The organism is Ruegeria sp. G10 (genome assembly GCF_056533645.1).
In genome coordinates this window covers 641,197-657,866 of record NZ_JBQFOQ010000002.1, presented here as the reverse complement: position 1 = coordinate 657,866, position 16,670 = coordinate 641,197, and the positions used below count along the sequence as shown (strand labels likewise).

Annotated in this window: 11 protein-coding genes; 8 read left to right on the top strand and 3 right to left on the bottom strand. The window is 58.2% G+C overall.

Annotated features, from left to right (window positions below; translation table 11 throughout):
* From ACR0KM_RS06695 to ACR0KM_RS06685, 3 genes are all read right to left on the bottom strand, one after another.
* Positions 1 to 2,058, bottom strand: a complete 2,058-nt coding sequence (locus ACR0KM_RS06695; RefSeq protein ID WP_480858460.1) for an adenylate/guanylate cyclase domain-containing protein — start codon at positions 2,056 to 2,058, stop codon at positions 1 to 3.
* A gap of 441 nt (positions 2,059 to 2,499) precedes the next feature.
* Positions 2,500 to 5,292, bottom strand: a complete 2,793-nt coding sequence (locus ACR0KM_RS06690) for a bifunctional aconitate hydratase 2/2-methylisocitrate dehydratase (protein ID WP_480858459.1) — start codon at positions 5,290 to 5,292, stop codon at positions 2,500 to 2,502.
* Positions 5,293 to 5,542: 250 nt separating this feature from the next.
* Positions 5,543 to 8,494: an NAD(P)-dependent oxidoreductase gene (locus tag ACR0KM_RS06685; protein ID WP_480858457.1), complete on the bottom strand. Its 2,952-nt coding sequence runs from the start codon at positions 8,492 to 8,494 to the stop codon at positions 5,543 to 5,545.
* A 243-nt stretch (positions 8,495 to 8,737) separates the two neighbouring features.
* Here ACR0KM_RS06685 and ACR0KM_RS06680 point away from each other — a divergent pair, with 243 nt between their 5' ends.
* The 8 genes from ACR0KM_RS06680 (at position 8,738) to ACR0KM_RS06645 (ending at position 16,613) form a co-directional block, all read left to right on the top strand.
* Positions 8,738 to 9,643: a LysR substrate-binding domain-containing protein gene (locus ACR0KM_RS06680; RefSeq protein ID WP_480821089.1), complete on the top strand. Its 906-nt coding sequence runs from the start codon at positions 8,738 to 8,740 to the stop codon at positions 9,641 to 9,643.
* Positions 9,644 to 9,731: 88 nt separating this feature from the next.
* Positions 9,732 to 10,913 carry a CaiB/BaiF CoA transferase family protein gene (locus ACR0KM_RS06675; RefSeq protein WP_480858455.1) on the top strand — a complete coding sequence of 394 codons (1,182 nt, stop codon included), beginning with the start codon at positions 9,732 to 9,734 and terminating at the stop codon, positions 10,911 to 10,913.
* A complete protein-coding gene (locus ACR0KM_RS06670) occupies positions 10,910 to 11,620 on the top strand; it encodes a glutathione S-transferase family protein (protein WP_480858452.1) in 711 nt (236 codons plus the stop codon). The genes ACR0KM_RS06675 and ACR0KM_RS06670 overlap by 4 nt, the downstream gene beginning before the upstream one ends.
* 24 nt (positions 11,621 to 11,644) lie before the next feature.
* Positions 11,645 to 12,058 (top strand): GFA family protein, encoded by a 414-nt coding sequence (locus ACR0KM_RS06665; RefSeq protein ID WP_480821095.1) that lies wholly within the window; start codon positions 11,645 to 11,647, stop codon positions 12,056 to 12,058.
* Positions 12,059 to 12,138: 80 nt separating this feature from the next.
* Positions 12,139 to 13,047, top strand: a complete 909-nt coding sequence (locus tag ACR0KM_RS06660; protein WP_480821097.1) for a carbon-nitrogen hydrolase family protein — start codon at positions 12,139 to 12,141, stop codon at positions 13,045 to 13,047.
* Positions 13,048 to 13,228: 181 nt separating this feature from the next.
* Complete coding sequence (locus ACR0KM_RS06655) at positions 13,229 to 13,813, top strand: ANTAR domain-containing response regulator (RefSeq protein WP_480821099.1); 585 nt, start codon at positions 13,229 to 13,231, stop codon at positions 13,811 to 13,813.
* Positions 13,810 to 14,979, top strand: a complete 1,170-nt coding sequence (locus ACR0KM_RS06650; protein ID WP_480858450.1) for an ABC transporter substrate-binding protein — start codon at positions 13,810 to 13,812, stop codon at positions 14,977 to 14,979. Before ACR0KM_RS06655 ends, ACR0KM_RS06650 begins: the two co-directional genes overlap by 4 nt.
* Positions 14,980 to 15,248: 269 nt before the next feature.
* Positions 15,249 to 16,613, top strand: coding sequence for a CmpA/NrtA family ABC transporter substrate-binding protein (locus tag ACR0KM_RS06645; protein WP_480858448.1), 1,365 nt, complete (start codon positions 15,249 to 15,251; stop codon positions 16,611 to 16,613).
* Positions 16,614 to 16,670: the final 57 nt, after the last annotated feature.

The following is a 16,670-nucleotide window of genomic DNA, read 5'->3' as shown; positions in this document are numbered from 1 at the left end:
TTATTTCTTGTCGGTATTGGTGACCGCTCGCCAATCCAGCGGCGGCGGGCTATCGATCAAGGCCCGCGCACGGGCACGCATCGTAACGGACGCGGGATCTCCTCCGCGCATGCGGTCTGCGGTATCAAACGCAATCACCGCGTCAGCAAAGCGCCGCGCCCTGTAGTGCGCAAGGCCCTGTTCATATGCGGTAATCCATGCCGGTGCAGACTCAGAATCGTCCGCCATGGCGATCAGTTCATAAACCACCAGCTCTTCGCTGCGCCCGAAGACGGTGAGCGTATCGAGCTCGCGCACGATAATGCTGTCGCCTGCCTCTTGCCGGGTTTCGGGTCCGATCAAAATCAGCGTGCCATAGTCCTTGTTCGTGACTTCCAGGCGGCTGGCCACGTTCACCACGTCGCCGATCGCTGTATAGTTCAATCGTTGCTCGGACCCGATATTACCCACCAGCGCTTCGCCGCTGTTCAACCCGATCCGAACGCGCAGAGGATTCCCAGCCTCATCTTCGATGCCCGCAGCTTCGACAGCGGCGACGAGATCCAGCGCCGCGCGGCAGGCATTCTGGGCGTGGTAATCGTCTTTGCGCGGCGCCCCCCAGAACGCCATCACCGCATCGCCCATGAACTTATCGATGGTCCCATCATGACGCGCGATAGCCGCCGAAGCCGCGCTGAAAAAAGGCTCCATCAACTGGACGATCTGAGGCCCAAGCTTTTCGGACAGCCCGGTAAAGCCAGTCACGTCACAGAACAGGACCGAGATCGGTTTGATATCACCGCCGGGCTCGGTCTTGATCCCCTCTGCCACCAGCATTCGCACAAGATCGGTCGGAACATACTTGCGGAACGCAGACAGGCCCGCCGCCATGCTGGCTGTCGCCGCAGACAGATTTGCCAGTTCAGAGAGCCGGGACGGCCTGCGCGAAATACGCTCGACATCGAACCGTTCAATCTTGCTCAGGTCTTCGGCGATGCGCGCCAGCGGGTTCGCGACCACACGGCGTACGAGCCAGATCGCCAGACCGGTTGCAGCCACCACAACGCCAATCAAGATGTAAATCAGGTTGATCAGTGTCTTGTCGATGCCTGACAAAAAGGCCGATTCCGGTATGACGGTTGCGACGCGCCATCCGTAAAATCCAAGGGGCGTCAACGCCACCGCATAAGGAACTCCGTCAATGACAACGCGCGTTGTCTGACTGCCAGGCGTGTTGCCTGCCGGATCGCCCAACAGCTTCTCGCCCGAGATCATGGCAACCTCGTATAGCTCGCCCTCGCCCATGCGTGCAGGCGTGGTTTCGTCGGCCTCTGCATCCGGAATGGCTATGACCTTGCCGTCAGCATCAAGGATAAAGGCCGCCCCAAATTCACCGGGATGAAGCGTCGCCAGGAAACGCGAAAGGCGGTCGGTCTCAATCGCGACGGCCAGAACCCCCTGCCGCCTGCGGTTCACATCGACCGGCCCGGCAAAAGCGTAGACGGTCTTGTCGCTGCCCGGAAGGCCATGCGCTTCGATCCAGCCCTGCGAGCTCAGATTCACGAAGTTCCCGTACCACGCATGCTCGCGCGGGTCATAGGTTGTTTCGGAAAAACTGCGTTCTTCGAACTGAATGTCGCCCGGTATGAAGATGTAGCGATCCTTCCGCAGCATTCGGTCACGGATGTTCTTGTCGATCTCGATCATCTCAAGTCCGCCATCTCCGAGCCGATGCGAGGCAAAGAAGTTGCCATCAGGCCAGCCAAAGAAAATCCACGATATGTTTGGTTGTGCCTGCAGCTGCGACAGAAACACAAATTCGCGCTTGTCGGCCTGTCGCGTGCCGATGACGTTCTGAACAAAGATCGTGCGCACGGCGGCCCAGGCGGCCTCGGCCGATCTAAGGGTCAATCCAACTTCGATACGGACGGTGTTGGCGATCTGACTGTTTATTTCAGCCGCCAGCATCCGGCTGTTGTCGCGCGCCGTCGTCCACCACAAGGAATGCACGATGAAGGTCGAAACCCCGATAGACAGGGCGACCAGCATGGAAACAGCGATGCCGACGCTGACGCGCATGAAAACCCCGCAAGATGAACACAGCTGATGCAGTATTGGATTGAGACGCTCTGCAGCGCAAAGATTACTTTGCTGCAACGCCGAAAATTCACGTAAGTGTTAGCTTCGCTTGATATCGCGAGAGCTTGTCGGCGTCGCCGCACCGTCGAGTTATGTAGGCTATTTCCCGAACCGGGCGACACTCTCTTCGGTCATTGAGAGCCTCCGTCAAAGATGCGAACACTAAGCTTACACTCTAAAAACAAAGCATTTTTATGAACGGTGAGGGACCGAAAGTCGGGCTTGCGAACCGAAAGAGGTGCGGGGCGAAAGCCAGATAAGCGCTGCAACTATAAAGATATGCGCCAACGGCGCGGATCGTGTGACCTATTCGATCGTTCAGGGCCCGCGCCAAGGCTCGGGCCCCTGTTTAGTTGTTTCCGCTCCGGGCGTTTGACCCGGTCAGAAATGCACAGAGTTCGAAGTCGCCGGTTTCGCCAACGGCGGTGCGAAGCGGGTCAGATCGATGCCCTCGACCGCATCCTTGTATTCCTCAATGCTGGGCGTGCGTCCCAGAATTGCAGACAGAACCACCACAGGCGTCGAGGCCAAAAGCGATTCACCTTTCTTGTCCTCAGAATCCTCAACAACGCGTCCCTGGAACAAGCGCGTTGATGTCGCAAGAACGGTGTCCCCTTTTTCAGCCTTCTCCTGATTGCCCATACACAGGTTGCAGCCGGGACGTTCAAGGTAAAGGGTGTTCTCATAGGCAGTGCGGGCCGACGTTTTCGGAAACAGATCATCGAACTCGAAACCCGAATACTCCTGCAGCGTGGCCCACTCACCTTCATCCTTCAATTCATCCACGATGTTATAGGTCGGGGCCGCCACGACCAGCGGCGCCTTGAACGTGACTTTACCGTCTTTCTTTTCAAGGTTCTTGAGCATTTGGGACACAATGATCAGATCCCCTTTGTGCACCATGCACGAGCCAACAAATCCCAGGTCGACCTTCTTTTCCCCGTTGTAGTAAGAGACCGGTCGGATCGTATCGTGAGTATACCGCTTTGAAACATCGGCGTTGTTTACATCAGGATCCGCGATCATCGGTTCGTTGATCTCATCCAGATCCACCACCAGCTCCGCGAAGTACTCGGCGTTTTCATCTGGTTTCAGCGCCGGAACCTCACCCGATCTGATCTGGGCGATGCGTTTGTCGGCACTTGCAATAAGACCATGCAGGGTCTGCGCCTCATTCTCCATCCCTTTGTCGATCATGATCTGGATACGGCTTTTTGCGATCTCCAGAGACTCGATCAACGTATCATCTTCCGAGATACAGATCGAAGCTTTGGCCTTCATTTCCGCAGACCAGTCGGTAAACGTAAAGGCCTGATCGGCAAGCAGAGTGCCGATATGCACTTCGATAATGCGCCCCTGAAACACGTTGTCGCCGAACTTCCGCAGCATTTGCGCCTGCGTGGCATGAACCACATCACGAAAATCCATATGATCGGCCATCCGGCCTTTGAACGTCACCTTCACCGACTCGGGAATAGGCATGGTGGCCTCTCCTGTCGCCAAAGCCAGCGCAACAGTGCCCGAATCCGCGCCAAAGGCTACGCCTTTCGACATTCGCGTATGCGAGTCACCCCCGATGATAATGGCCCAGTCATCGACGGTAATGTCATTAAGCACCTTATGGATGACGTCGGTCATAGCGTGATAGACCCCCTTTGGGTCGCGCGCAGTGATCAGGCCGAAATTATTCATGAAGGCCATCAGCTTCGGGATATTGGCCTGCGCTTTCTTGTCCCAGACCGAGGCCGTATGGCAACCTGACTGGTACGCACCATCCACGGTCGGAGCGATCACTGTCGCCGCCATCGACTCCAGCTCCTGCGCGGTCATCAAACCTGTCGTATCCTGCGATCCGACGATGTTCACTTTGACCCGAACATCTGAACCAGCGTGCAAAACAGTATCCGCAGCAACTCCGACAGCGTTTTTGTTAAAAATTTTCTCAACCGCCGTCAAACCCTGGCCTTCATGCGAAATCTGGCGAGACGGTGCAAAGGCGGATTTCAGCTCGATCCCGAGTGTTTCCGCTGCAAACGCCTGAAGTTTCTTACCGAACACGATCGCGTACGACCCTCCGGCCTTGATGAATTCAAGCTTCTGCGGCGTGAATGCCGAGGCGACATCGACCAGTTCTTTTTCACCTGCCGCATCGTATAGTTTTTTGTCTTTCGTGTTGATCGTCAGCACCGTTCCGGTTTCAACCGAGTACTTCTGTTCAAGAACAGGGCTTTCGTCGTTGTTCAGGATCGGATTACCTTCTGAGTCGACTTTCTTGACCCAGTTTTTGAGATCAATACCGATACCGCCGGTCACGCCGACCGTGGTTAGGAAAATCGGCGAGATGCCATTGGTTCCCGCCACAATCGGTGCAATGTTCACGAACGGGACATAGGGGCTGGCCTGTTTACCGGTCCAAAGCGCGACGTTGTTGACGCCCGACATACGGGACGAGCCAACGCCCATTGTCCCCTTTTCCGCAATCAGCATAACGCGTTTGTCCGGGTGCTGACGCTGCAGGTCCTGAATTTCTGCTTGCGCAGTCTCCGAGATAAAGCACTTGCCATGCAATTCGCGGTCTGACCGCGAATGCGCCTGATTGCCCGGGGACAAAAGGTCCGTCGAAATGTCACCTTCTGCAGCGACATAAGTTACGACTTTGATTTCTTCATCAATATCGGGAAGCTTGGTGAAGAAATCAGCGCGTGCATAGCTTTCCAAAATTTCACGTGCTGTCATGTTGCCCGCGGCATACGCGCTGCTTAGGCGTTCTGTGTCTGCATTATACAGAAAGACCTGCGTTTTCAGCACGTCGGCGGCCTGCTGAGCGATCTCGGGGGTGTCGCCCAATGCAAGATCGAGAAGCACCTCGACGGAAGGGCCGCCCTTCATGTGCGACAACAGCTCAAAGGCGAACGGGATTGAAATCTCTTCCACGGCCGCATCGCCCAATATGATCTCTTTGAGGAAGCGCGCCTTTTCTCCGGCCGCGCTGGTTGTACCGGGCAGCGTGTTGTAGATGAAGTACTTCAACGCGTCCGCCCGATGCGCCTGATCACCCTCTTTGATGAGCGCCACAAGCTCTTGCACAAGCGCCCCATCTTCGATGGGTTTGGGGTTCAAACCCTGCGTTTTACGCGTTTCGATTTCATCAAGGTAATCAGCAAAAAGGCCCATGGTTCATCCCAACAGTTGTGGTTTTGCGCCAGCGCCCGAATGTTTCGGGTGTCTGCGCTGTCTCGTTTGTATGCGGCGGTATACTAATATCGACTTACTTGCAAGCCGCCCTGCTGTGACGCGATGTCCCGGTCGCCGTGCAAACGGCCGCCAATACATCGACGGCGGTGTCAGCAGAATCAAAAAAACCGGCGCGTGCGATGTGACCACACGCGCCGGCTGTCTTTTGTTTACAAGCGTCTGGCTTGGATCAGTTGTAGCCGCCAACCAAACCCAACGCGTCAAAGTCGCTGTGCATCCTGTTCGACGCAAGCGTGAGTGCCTCGCCATGGCGCTCAATCAGCTCGGCACGGCGGACAGGGTCCCGTGTCGATTCAATCGCACCCCAAATGGCTGCCAGAGTTTCAGCCGTATCGCGCAGACGAGTCAGTGTCTCGGGATCAGCAGCCGCAGACGCGATGACCGAGGCGAAAACCTTGCCAACACCCGGTACTGTCTGCGCCCCGCCACTTGTGTAGCCCTCCGGCAGATCGCCCTTGCAGTTGATCACCTCGCGGTATCGGATCGCAGCCAGGATTTGGTCAACCGCCTGCTTGGCGCCCTCGACGCGCGACGTGTGCTCGGTATCGGCTGCCGCATGAGGCAGCAGCTCCAGGCGACCTGGATAGGCCTCGATCAGCGGTCGGTAAGGGACCATGGGGCCAAACAGGCTGCCATCTTCTGCGACGAACAGATCGGCATCAATGGCGGCATACGCCACTTTGCCCGATGCCATCGCATCATTCAGCGCATCCGCGTCGACAACTTCGCCGCGATCGTAGTTCACCAAAACTGCACCGTCATTCAGCGCTTGCAGAACCGACGCTCCTACCAGACCCGCGTTGGCGAACACGCCATCCGCGCCCTTCGCGCCAAGGCCTGTGTGGGGCGACAACACGTCCGCGCCTTTGGCGGCTTCCTCAGGGGTCGCGGCATAGATGAAGCCTTCGCTTTCGATCCACTTGCGGTGATGTTCGCGCGCATAGATCGCCACTGTCATGCCAAAGGCTTTGCCCAGTTTGGCCACTTCGCGACCAATGTTGCCGTACCCGATGACACCCAGGCGTTTACCTTCAAGCTTTTCAGTCGGGTAGTCGCGCAGATGCTTGCCAGTATCAAAATCGCCCGCCACGACACGCGTGTGCATCTCATCAACCTTCAGGTCGGGCAGAACACGCAGCAACGCTTTCATCGCTGTCTGGGCTGTCGCACGGCTGTTGAAGCTGGGCGTGTTCATCAGAGGGGCCGCACCGCCCGCACCGTCGCCACCACCCCAACAGGCACAGGCCATGTTCCCGGTACCCGCACCGATGCGTACACCACCTTCGGGGAAGGTTGCGTTTTCCGGGAAGAATGTCGCCGCAGCAATCACCGCGTCATATTGGTTTCCGCAGCAGGCCGCCGTCAGCTCTTCGTGAGTCGACAGGTCCGGCAAGTAGAAGAAATGCTGTCCCGCAGGCAAATCCGAGCCATCCCATCCGCCATACGTGAAGGTGGCACCCTGGTCTTCGACATAGGCCTGAACGGCAGAGGCATCAGGCTGACCGTCAGCGCCAAACTTCAGACCAACCAGATCCGCGACCAGAATGCGGTAGGCACGGGTGGGATCATCTTTACGCACGTCCGAACCGCCATCGGCCGAGGCGTCGAACGTTGTGCCCTGCGCCGCAAGCTCTTCTTCCAGGACCACCACCTTGGCGCGGTGGTAGGCGTATGAGATGTTTTCAAGCAGGCGCACGATGTCTTCGGGCTCGCGAATACCGCCGATCCATGCGCGGTAATCGCCCGGAGTGCCGGGGAACGCATTGACATAGCGCGCTGCATCAAGGCCGGGTTCATAATCACCATTCGGGTGGGTCAGACCCTCGTACCCCAACAGCTGTTTCGAACGCGCGATGATACGCCCATGGATGGACGGATCGGTAATGCCCGGGTCATTGACGGCCAACAAGGTCACGGCCGCACCCCGTTTGGCCGCATCCGCCACGCCGGCAACCAGCAAGCTCTGACCGGCAAGCCATTCATCGATCTTGGCGCGGTTTGCAGCCGAGCGCTGGTTCATCACTTCGACCGAGCCAAACATCTTTTCGACGCGTAGCAGGCCATAGGTGGTTTCGGCAAAGGCCAACGACGAGAATGTATTGATCACACCGCCGGTCATCTTGTCGGCTGCGGCATCATAGAACGGGCCCAGTCCAACGGTTTTTTCGCCGGTCAGGGGTTTCTTGGCATCAGTTGGCACCACCAGCTTCAGCTGTCGCGCAATCGCCCAGGCCGGGTTCTTCTGGTTATCTTCGATCAATTGCATCGCAGCCGGAGTAAACGAAGCCAGAAAATAACCCGAGATACCGCCGATCGCCTTCTGGAACGGGGTGAAGATATTGCACTTGGCCATGAACGCTTCGACAACGTCCTGCGGCCAGGGCATGCCGCCCAGCATCGAGGTCGCATCGATCATTGCATGGCGGTTCAAAGGATCGCGGCTCAGCCACTCCAGCAGCGACCTGACCTCTTCGGTGGTATACGTGGTGGCACCGGTGGTTTCGTGGCCGACGCCAACGAACAACGTGATACCCATCGCCTCCAGCTCATCAGCAGAGGGGATGGTCCCTTCGGCGCCAGCGAAAACCACTTTGTCTTCGTGACCATTGGCTGCGAACTGCTGCAGCTCAAGGATCTGGGTGCCCCAGCTTTGGCGGAAGAACCCGCCCTTTGTTGCATCCTCGGATTCCGGGCGCGGCGTGTCGACGAACAGTTTCTGACCCTGCAGGTTCGGGTTCATCAGATGCATGATCGCGACCGTGAAACCGCTGTGACCGCCGCCCAGGCCCACCGCCATCGGGTTTTCTTTAGGGAACCCGAAGTAGCGGTGAATGTGGAACATCATATCGCGCAGAATCGCATCCGCCGGATAGCCCCGGTGCATTGAGCGGCCGATCTCCGCCGTGGTGAACGGCCCCAGATCGTTTCCGTTGTCATCAAGCTTGCGATAGGTGGATTCCAGCCAGCGATCGAATTCAAAGCGATTTTTGCGCCCGTCCGCCTCATCCTGGATCACATCCGTGATGGGCCCCACGCCGAAAAACGGGTTGATTGTCCGCGGCGGTGGCCCGCTCTGGGTCGCTTCGATAGAGATATTGCGCTGCGCTTCAAGGTCGCTCATGGTCTACCCGTGTGGTTACAGTTGAATCCGATTTGCGCGCAACGTACGCTTTCGTTCACTATTGGAAACATCAAATTACGAACTTTTCGCGCCATCAAACGTCAAAATGCCGCCGCGCCTTCGGTGGTTCGGTCCTTTGCCACACGTCAGGCGTGCATCGTCTTCGTACATGACCAAAGCGCTGGCCGGCACCCGCGTTTCGCACGGGCTTCCATTCCTTAGCCTTCGCGCTAACCTGCACCTATGTCAGTCAAAAAGCGCACACCCAATCATGACCGGTTTCCCCCATTCGGGGGGTTGAAGTCCTTCTATGCGGTTGCGTTGACGGGCAGCGCGGTCAAAGCCGCCAACCGCCTGAATGTTTCGGCGTCTTCCATCAGCCATCAGGTCAAATCATTGGAAGCCGAACTGGGCGTGAGATTGATCGAAAACCGGAAAGGCCGATTGTTCCTGACCGCCGACGGCAGCCAGTTTTTTGATCAGATCAGGGGCCCACTGTCCGAGATTCTGCGCGCGACCGAAGCAATACGGTCTACGCCAGATCGCAAACGAATATCGCTGACGTTGACGCCATCCTTCGCCGCCGGATGGCTTTTACCAAGGCTGGCCGATCTGGAGCGCCGACATCCTGATCTTGAGGTCAACCTGGTGACGACAACACGCGTGGTGGATCTTGAGCGCGAGAACGTCGATCTGGCCATTCGGCGTGGCACAGGCGGATGGCCCCAAACTGTTACGACGCCGTTATTGCGGGAACGCATTGTGCCGGTCATGTCGCGCGAGCTGGCGGCAAACCTGAATGACGCATCACTCGCCGACGCCCTTAAAACGCAACGGTTCCTTGCGAATGCCACCGTCGAAGCCGAATGGGATACATGGTGTAAGGCACGGGGCTATGCGGCACCTGAGGCGAACCGGCGGTACAGCCTTGAGACCTATGAACTGACCATTCAGGCCGCGCAGGACGGGTTGGGCATCGCATTGGGACGCCGCCCGCTGGTCGATCCTTTGTTGTCCGCGGGCATTCTGGTAGCGCCTTATGATGTGCCTGACGCCGACAATATCGGATACTACGTCGCGCGGCCCGACCGGTCCATGCGCTCCGACGTGAAACGGTTCCACGATTGGCTCCTGACTCAGCGGAGTTGAATTTTTTTCATCCCCTGCTGAGGTTTTTGCATTTTTCAGCCTGCTGATCCGACCGTAGGCTCTATGCAAATATTGCAGGAGGTTGGCTGTGACCCAACATGGCAACGTTCACCGCAACGGTCCGCTATCGGGCATCCGGATCATCGACCTGACCGCCGTTGTCTCAGGGCCCATGTGCACCATGATTCTGGCGGATCAGGGTGCAGACGTCATCAAGATTGAGCGCGCCGAAGGCGACTTCACGCGCCATGTCGCCACACGCAGAGGTGGCCATTCTGCCTCATATCTCAACAACAACCGGAACAAGCGCTCGGTGGTCGCAGACCTCAAGGACCCCGATGATATCGATATGATCAAGACACTTGTGGCGGGGGCGGATGTGTTCATCCAGAACTTTCGACCCGGTGTCGTTGACCGGTTGGGTCTAGGGTATGAGGTGCTGAGCGCGCTCAACCCCCGTCTGGTTTATATGTCGATTTCCGGGTTCGGCTTCGAAGGGCCGCTTGCCGATAAACCGGTGTATGACCCACTTATTCAGGCGCTGTCGGCCCTGACGACCGTTCAGGCTGGTTCGGATGCGGAACGGCCGCGCCTGGTCCGCACCATCCTGCCCGATAAACTGACCGCCGTTCAGGCAAGTCAGGCCGTGACCGCCGCGCTGCTCTCCCGCGAGCGCACCGGAAAGGGCCAAAAAGTGACCCTGTCGATGCTGGACACTGTCGCGGCGTTCCTTTGGGCCTCGGACATGAATGGTCACACCTTTGTGGGCGACGAGATGGAAGTTGAGGAAAGTCAATCGTTTCACGATCTGATCTACGAAGTCAAAGGCGGCTATCTCAGCATATCGATCATGCAAAACAAGCATTGGGAGGCTCTGGCGAACGCTACCGAACGCCCCGACATCCTCGAAGATGAGCGTTTCAGAACCACCGAGCTGCGCGACATAAACCGCGATGCAAGGCTGGATCTGACCCAAGAGATTGTGCGCGACATCGACCGCGACGTTTTGTTGGCCGCGCTTGAGGCCGCGGGTGTGCCTTGTGCGCCGGTTCTCACTCGGCGTGAAATGCGGCAGCATCCTCAGCTTGAGGCCAATGGAACCTGCGTCGAATACGACCATCCCACGGCAGGCCGGTTGCGGCAGGCCAGGTCAGCGGCAGTGTTTCACGGGACCCCGGCGACCGATCTGCGTCCAGCGCCCGAATTGGGTGAGCACAGTGAGGAACTGCGCCGCAGCCTGAAGACCGGCACGTTGGCTGATGCGTCATGATCGATTTCTACTATGCCCCGACACCAAATGGCTGGAAAGTGGCGATTATGCTGGCGGAAACGGGGCTGGATCATCGCACGACCCTAATGAATCTGCGAGCGGGTGATCAGTTCACGCCCGAGTTCCGCGCCATAAGTCCCAATGCCAGAATGCCTGCGATTGTAGACCATGACGCCGAAGGCGGACCGCTGAGCGTGTTCGAAAGCGGCGCCATCCTGTTGTATCTCGCCGAACGTAGCGGGCAATTCGGGCCGGAAAACAATCGAGAGCGCATCGCCTTCAACGAATGGCTGTTCTGGCAGGCCGCAAACCAGGGGCCCATGGGCGGGCAACTCAGTCATTTCGTAAACTACGCGCCAGAGGAACAGCCCTATTCCCTGAGCCGGTACAAAGGAGAGTTCGAGCGTGCTCTGGCCGTGATGGAACACTGGCTGGACGGGCGCAATTACATGCTCGGGCGTTATACGATCGTGGACATGATGTGCTTTCCATGGGCCTTTATCGCGAAACCCTTGGGTGTCGCACTCGCGCAGTTTCCGAACGTGGCGGCGTGGCGTCAGCGCATCAAAACAAGACCAGCGGTGCGGGCCGCCATTGATCTGCACAAAGACGCGCAATTCTCGGGCAAGGCAACGGCTGAACAAAACTCAACCCTGTTCAACCAGTCGGCTGACCATTTGATGCCGCCCCGAGGGCCAACCCCATAACCAACAACCAGCAAGGAGAAGCCAATGCCGAAGATCGAAGGACACTGCCTGTGCGGACAGGTCACCTATAGCTCAAGCGCGGAAGAACCCGCGATGATGGTTGTCTGCCATTGCCCCGACTGCCAGCGCCAAAGCGGCTCGGCCTATTCGACCAATGTTCTGGTCCCGACGGCTTCGATCGCATTTGAAGGCGAAAGCCGCAGGCAATTCGTTGTAAACGGGGCCTCGGGGCAACCCGTGACGCGGAATTTTTGCAGCAATTGCGGCTCGCCGCTGTCTACGGAAATGCCCGCGTTCGGCAATCTTGCTGCCGTAAAGGCCGGTACGCTGAACGACAGCTCATGGGTCAAGCCAACGATCCAGATCTGGTGCGACTCGGCCCAGCCTTGGGGCCCGGTTAACGACGAAATGGATACAGCACCGGCAAATCCCGGCTAACCGATCCGGTTTGACACTCGGACCCGCGCCTGATCTGATTGGACGCGGGCGTCACGCTTCTAGTTGCAGGATACTATCCGATGAAAGTTGCCGCCGTTCAGGCCGCTCCGGTCTTTCTTGATCCTCAGGCCAGCACCGACAAGTTGATCTCGTTGCTACGGGACGCTGCCGCAAACGGGGCAGAACTGGTGGTCTTTCCCGAGGTGTTCTTGTCGGGCTACCCTGTCTGGCTTAGGGCCGAAGCGGTGGCGCACAATGACGAGTTGCTCAAAATTGGCCATGTGGCCTATCTGAAATCCGCCATCACGACAGATGGGCCTGAAGTCGCAGCGATTTGCGCCGAAGCGACCGCACTGGGCGTGGCCGTCATGACCGGCATTGTCGAGCGGTCGGGATCTGGCGGGTCGGTCTATGCCTCATTGGTCTCGGTGCATCCCGACAAAGGCGTCGTGAATGTTCACCGCAAACTCAAACCCACTTTTCACGAGCGGCTTCTATGGGCAGACGGGGATGGTCATGGGTTGTCTGTGCAGGACTGGCAGGGCGTCAGGATCGGCGGCTTGAACTGTTACGAGAACTGGCAACCGCTGGCCCGCCAGACGCTATACCAGCAGGGCGAGCACCTGCATATCGCGACATGGCCCGGAGACCTGGATGTCACAGATCACATCACCCAGTTCATAGCGATGGAGGGGCGCGTCTATGTCATCTCCGTCTCGGGCCTCTTGCGCAGCCGTGACATTCCCGAAAGCTTTCCGCTTCGGCGCTACGTGACCGAGGGCCGCGATGTTATCAATGACGGCGGCAGCATGATCGCCGCACCCGGCGGTCAACTCATCGCCGGTCCGGTCATGGGCGAAGAAACGATACTTTATGCCGAAATCGACATCGAACAAGTCATTGCTGCGCGCATGAAATTGGACCCGGCAGGGCACTACAGCCGACGCGATATCCTCAGCCTACGCCACAATAGTCAGCGGCTGGACTAACGACGCGGGGGACGGCCAACCCCAGACAGTATATCTCGCTGCCCAACAACCCGCGCCCAAAATGCGCAGACTCTCCGCAACATGACGAAAAATGCCTATAAGATAGGCAACTCGATGACCCGGAACTGTGTTCCGCACATTTCGAATTGTGCTGAACACCGGCAGGGCCCAGCTGAAGGCCATGAGCCAAAACCTGACCGTCGTTGTCGTCGAGCAAAACCAGGACCGCGCTTTCGCGATTGTCGATGCCTTGAAAGAGTCCGGGGACGTAGACGTTTTCATAATCGACAGCGCGTCAGGTCTGGCGCGCAAAATCGCGACGCATAGCCCCGATATTGTACTTATTGATGTCGACAACCCCTCGCGCGACATGCTGGAGGAATTGACGGTAGCGTCGGGTCCGATGGAACGCCCAGTGGCGATGTTCGTATCGGGGGCTGCGGGCGGGTTGGCCAAGGCCGCGATTGAGGCAGGTGTGTCAGCCTATGTCGTGGACGGCTTGCAGGCCGAACGCATCAAGCCCGTCATGGACACAGCGATCGCAAGGTTCCAGATGCTGCGTCAAATGCGCGTCGAGTTGGAAGAGACCCGGCGCGCGCTGGAAGAGCGCAAGCTGATCGACCGCGCCAAGGGCTTGCTGATGAAGGCAAAGGGCCTTCAGGAGGATGAGGCCTATGCGTTGCTGCGGAAAACTGCGATGAATCAGAACCGACGCGTGGCAGAAGTGGCAGAAGCTCTGGTGACCGCCTCGGAGTTGTTGTCATGAGAACCGTAACGCTACCTGTGGCCTACATGCCCCTGGTCGATGCGGCTCCGCTGATCGTCGCGCGCGAGATGGGATTTGACCACGCCGAGGGTATCTCACTTGACCTGCGCCCTGCCCCGTCCTGGTCATCACTGCGTGATATGCTGGCTTTTGGCCATGTAGACGCGGCGCATCTGCTCTCTCCGGTACCGGTTGCTATGGCCTTGGGTTTGGGCGGTATCGCCACGCAACTGTCTGCGGTGTCTGTTCTGTCGCTGAACGGAAATGTCATTGGCGTCGGAAACGGGCTGGCAAAGCGACTGGTCGATCAGGGATATGGCTTCGACTTTGACGACGCCCGAGCAGCAGGAGCAGCGCTGGCAAAAGCGGCCGACGACGTTCTTGTTTTCGGCGTGCCTTTTCCATTCTCGATGCATGTCGAGCTGCTGCGCTATTGGGTTGCAGGCACTGAATTGGCCGCCAAGCAGGTCGAAATTCGCACAGTCCCGCCACCCTTGATGGCCCAGGCTTTGGCCAGCGGCGAGATCAATGCGTTCTGCGTAGGCGAGCCTTGGGGCTCTTTCGCGGTAGACGATAACGTCGGCACGCTACTGTTGCCCGGTCGGGCAATCTGGACCTGCGCGCCGGAAAAGGTTCTTGCGGTCAGGAACGATTGGGCCGAAACCGAACCTCATCTGCTGGGCAGCCTCATGCGCGCGGTCTGGCGTGCCGGGCGCTGGCTGTCCAACCCGGAGAGCCGAACAACCGCATCAGATATGCTGTCGCGTAAAACCTATCTGAACGTGTCACCCGAATTGATAGACCGCGCCCTGATGGGCGACTTCGCGATCTCGGCGCGTGGCGAACAGCGCCATGTTGACGGTTTTGTCGAGTTCTTTGACGGCGCGGCCACGTTTCCATGGCGTAGTCAGGCGAAATGGGTTGCCCATCAGCTCGCAAAACGAAACGGGCTGGATGCCGGCGCCTCTGAACGCCACGCGGCCAAGGTCTTTCGCAGCGATCTGTATCGCCGCGAATTGCAAGGTTTGGGGGTTGAGACACCTGGTGCATCCGAAAAGCTGGAAGGTGCTTTGACCGAGTCAACAGCCGTCGCCTCGGCGCATGGAAGCCTGATTCTGCTTCGGAACCTGTTCTTCGATCGGCGCATTTTCGAGCCGTCCGGCTGAACCTGCACATTTTTTTTGCACTGCAGCATCTCACCATGCTGCGACGCAGAATTTTTCGCCCAAGAACGGCAAAATTTGATGACGCCCCGCGCAGCGATTGGCTAAATAGCCTCACCGGCAGGCAACGACGCCTCCGAAAGAATTCGCCCGAACATCAGGGCAACTGACAAGAGCAAAGCCGCTCGACCATCCGCCACCTCCTCCCGGCGGACTGCGTCGGCGGCTTTTTTGTTTGCCCAAATGTTTGGGCTGAACCGAAAGGGATCGAGATGAAAAAGCTACTTCTGGGCCTCATTGCGTCTACCGCGCTTGTGTCTCCGGTACTTGCCGAGCTGGAACTGGAAAAAGACGAACTGACTTTTGGCTTTATCAAGCTGACCGACATGGCCCCTCTGGCCGTCGCCTATGAGCAGGGTTACTTTCTGGACGAGGGCCTGTTTGTGACCCTTGAAGCCCAAGCCAACTGGAAAGTGCTGCTGGATGGCGTGATCGGCGGGCAGCTGGACGGCGCGCATATGCTGGCAGGCCAGCCTTTGGCGGCGACCATCGGATACGGGACCGAAGCCCATATCATCACACCGTTCTCGATGGATCTGAACGGCAACGGCATCACGGTCTCGAACGAGATTTGGGAAGAAATGAAGCCCAATATCCCCAAGATGGATGATGGCCGCCCACAGCACCCGATCAGCGCCGAGGCACTGGCACCGGTCGTCGAGAAGTACAAGTCCGAAGGCAAGCCCTTCAACATGGGCATGGTCTTCCCGGTTTCGACCCATAATTACGAACTGCGCTACTGGCTGGCCGCCGGTGGTCTGCATCCTGGGTTCTACAGCCCCGAAAACGTGACCGGCCAGATCGGCGCGGATGTGTTCCTGTCGGTGACGCCTCCGCCGCAGATGCCCGCTACCTTGGAGGCCGGCACTATCTACGGCTATTGCGTAGGTGAGCCGTGGAACCAGCAGGCCGTGTTCAAGGGCATCGGTGTTCCGGTCATCACCGACTATGAACTTTGGAAGAACAATCCTGAAAAGGTTTTCGGCATCACAGCCGAGTTCGCCGAAGAGTACCCGAACACCACTCTGGCCGTGACCAAGGCGCTGATCCGCGCGGCGCAGTGGCTGGATGAAAACGACAACGCCAACCGTCCCGAGGCGGTCGAGATCCTGAGCCGTCCGGAATATGTGGGCGCGGATTATGACGTCATCGCCAACTCGATGACCGGCACGTTCGAATACGAAAAAGGCGACAAGCGCGAAGTTCCCGATTTCAACGTGTTCTTCCGCTATAACGCGACTTACCCGTTCTACTCGGACGCGATTTGGTACCTGACCCAGATGCGCCGCTGGGGCCAGATCGCCGAGTCCAAGCCCGACAGCTGGTATGACGAAGTCGCCAAGTCGGTCTACAAGCCCGAGATCTACCTTGAGGCCGCGCGCCTGCTGGTCGATGAAGGTCTGGCGAACGAGGCTGATTTCCCCTGGGACAGCGACGGCTACAAAGCCCCGACCCCGGCCGAGGATATCATCGACGGTATCCCTTATGACGGCCGCACCCCCAACGCCTATCTCGAAAGCCTGTCCATCGGTCTGAAAGACGGTCAGACGGTCGTCGGCTCGGACGTGCAAGGCTAATTCCCCAAACGCCGCGCCCGGCCCTCGTCGGGCGCGGACCCCAAAGTGCCCCGCCAT

Bases quoted from the DNA above. Each gene is read 5' to 3' on its own strand.
- ACR0KM_RS06665 (WP_480821095.1), top strand. From the start codon at position 11,645: ATGCCGAAGATCGAAGGACACTGCCTGTGCGGACAGGTCACCTATAGC.
- ACR0KM_RS06670 (WP_480858452.1), top strand. From the start codon at position 10,910: ATGATCGATTTCTACTATGCCCCGACACCAAATGGCTGGAAAGTGGCG.
- ACR0KM_RS06695 (WP_480858460.1), bottom strand. From the start codon at position 2,058: ATGCGCGTCAGCGTCGGCATCGCTGTTTCCATGCTGGTCGCCCTGTCT.
- ACR0KM_RS06650 (WP_480858450.1), top strand. From the start codon at position 13,810: ATGAGAACCGTAACGCTACCTGTGGCCTACATGCCCCTGGTCGATGCG.
- ACR0KM_RS06690 (WP_480858459.1), bottom strand. From the start codon at position 5,292: ATGGGCCTTTTTGCTGATTACCTTGATGAAATCGAAACGCGTAAAACG.
- ACR0KM_RS06655 (WP_480821099.1), top strand. From the start codon at position 13,229: ATGAGCCAAAACCTGACCGTCGTTGTCGTCGAGCAAAACCAGGACCGC.
- ACR0KM_RS06660 (WP_480821097.1), top strand. From the start codon at position 12,139: ATGAAAGTTGCCGCCGTTCAGGCCGCTCCGGTCTTTCTTGATCCTCAG.
- ACR0KM_RS06645 (WP_480858448.1), top strand. From the start codon at position 15,249: ATGAAAAAGCTACTTCTGGGCCTCATTGCGTCTACCGCGCTTGTGTCT.
- ACR0KM_RS06685 (WP_480858457.1), bottom strand. From the start codon at position 8,494: ATGAGCGACCTTGAAGCGCAGCGCAATATCTCTATCGAAGCGACCCAG.
- ACR0KM_RS06680 (WP_480821089.1), top strand. From the start codon at position 8,738: ATGTCAGTCAAAAAGCGCACACCCAATCATGACCGGTTTCCCCCATTC.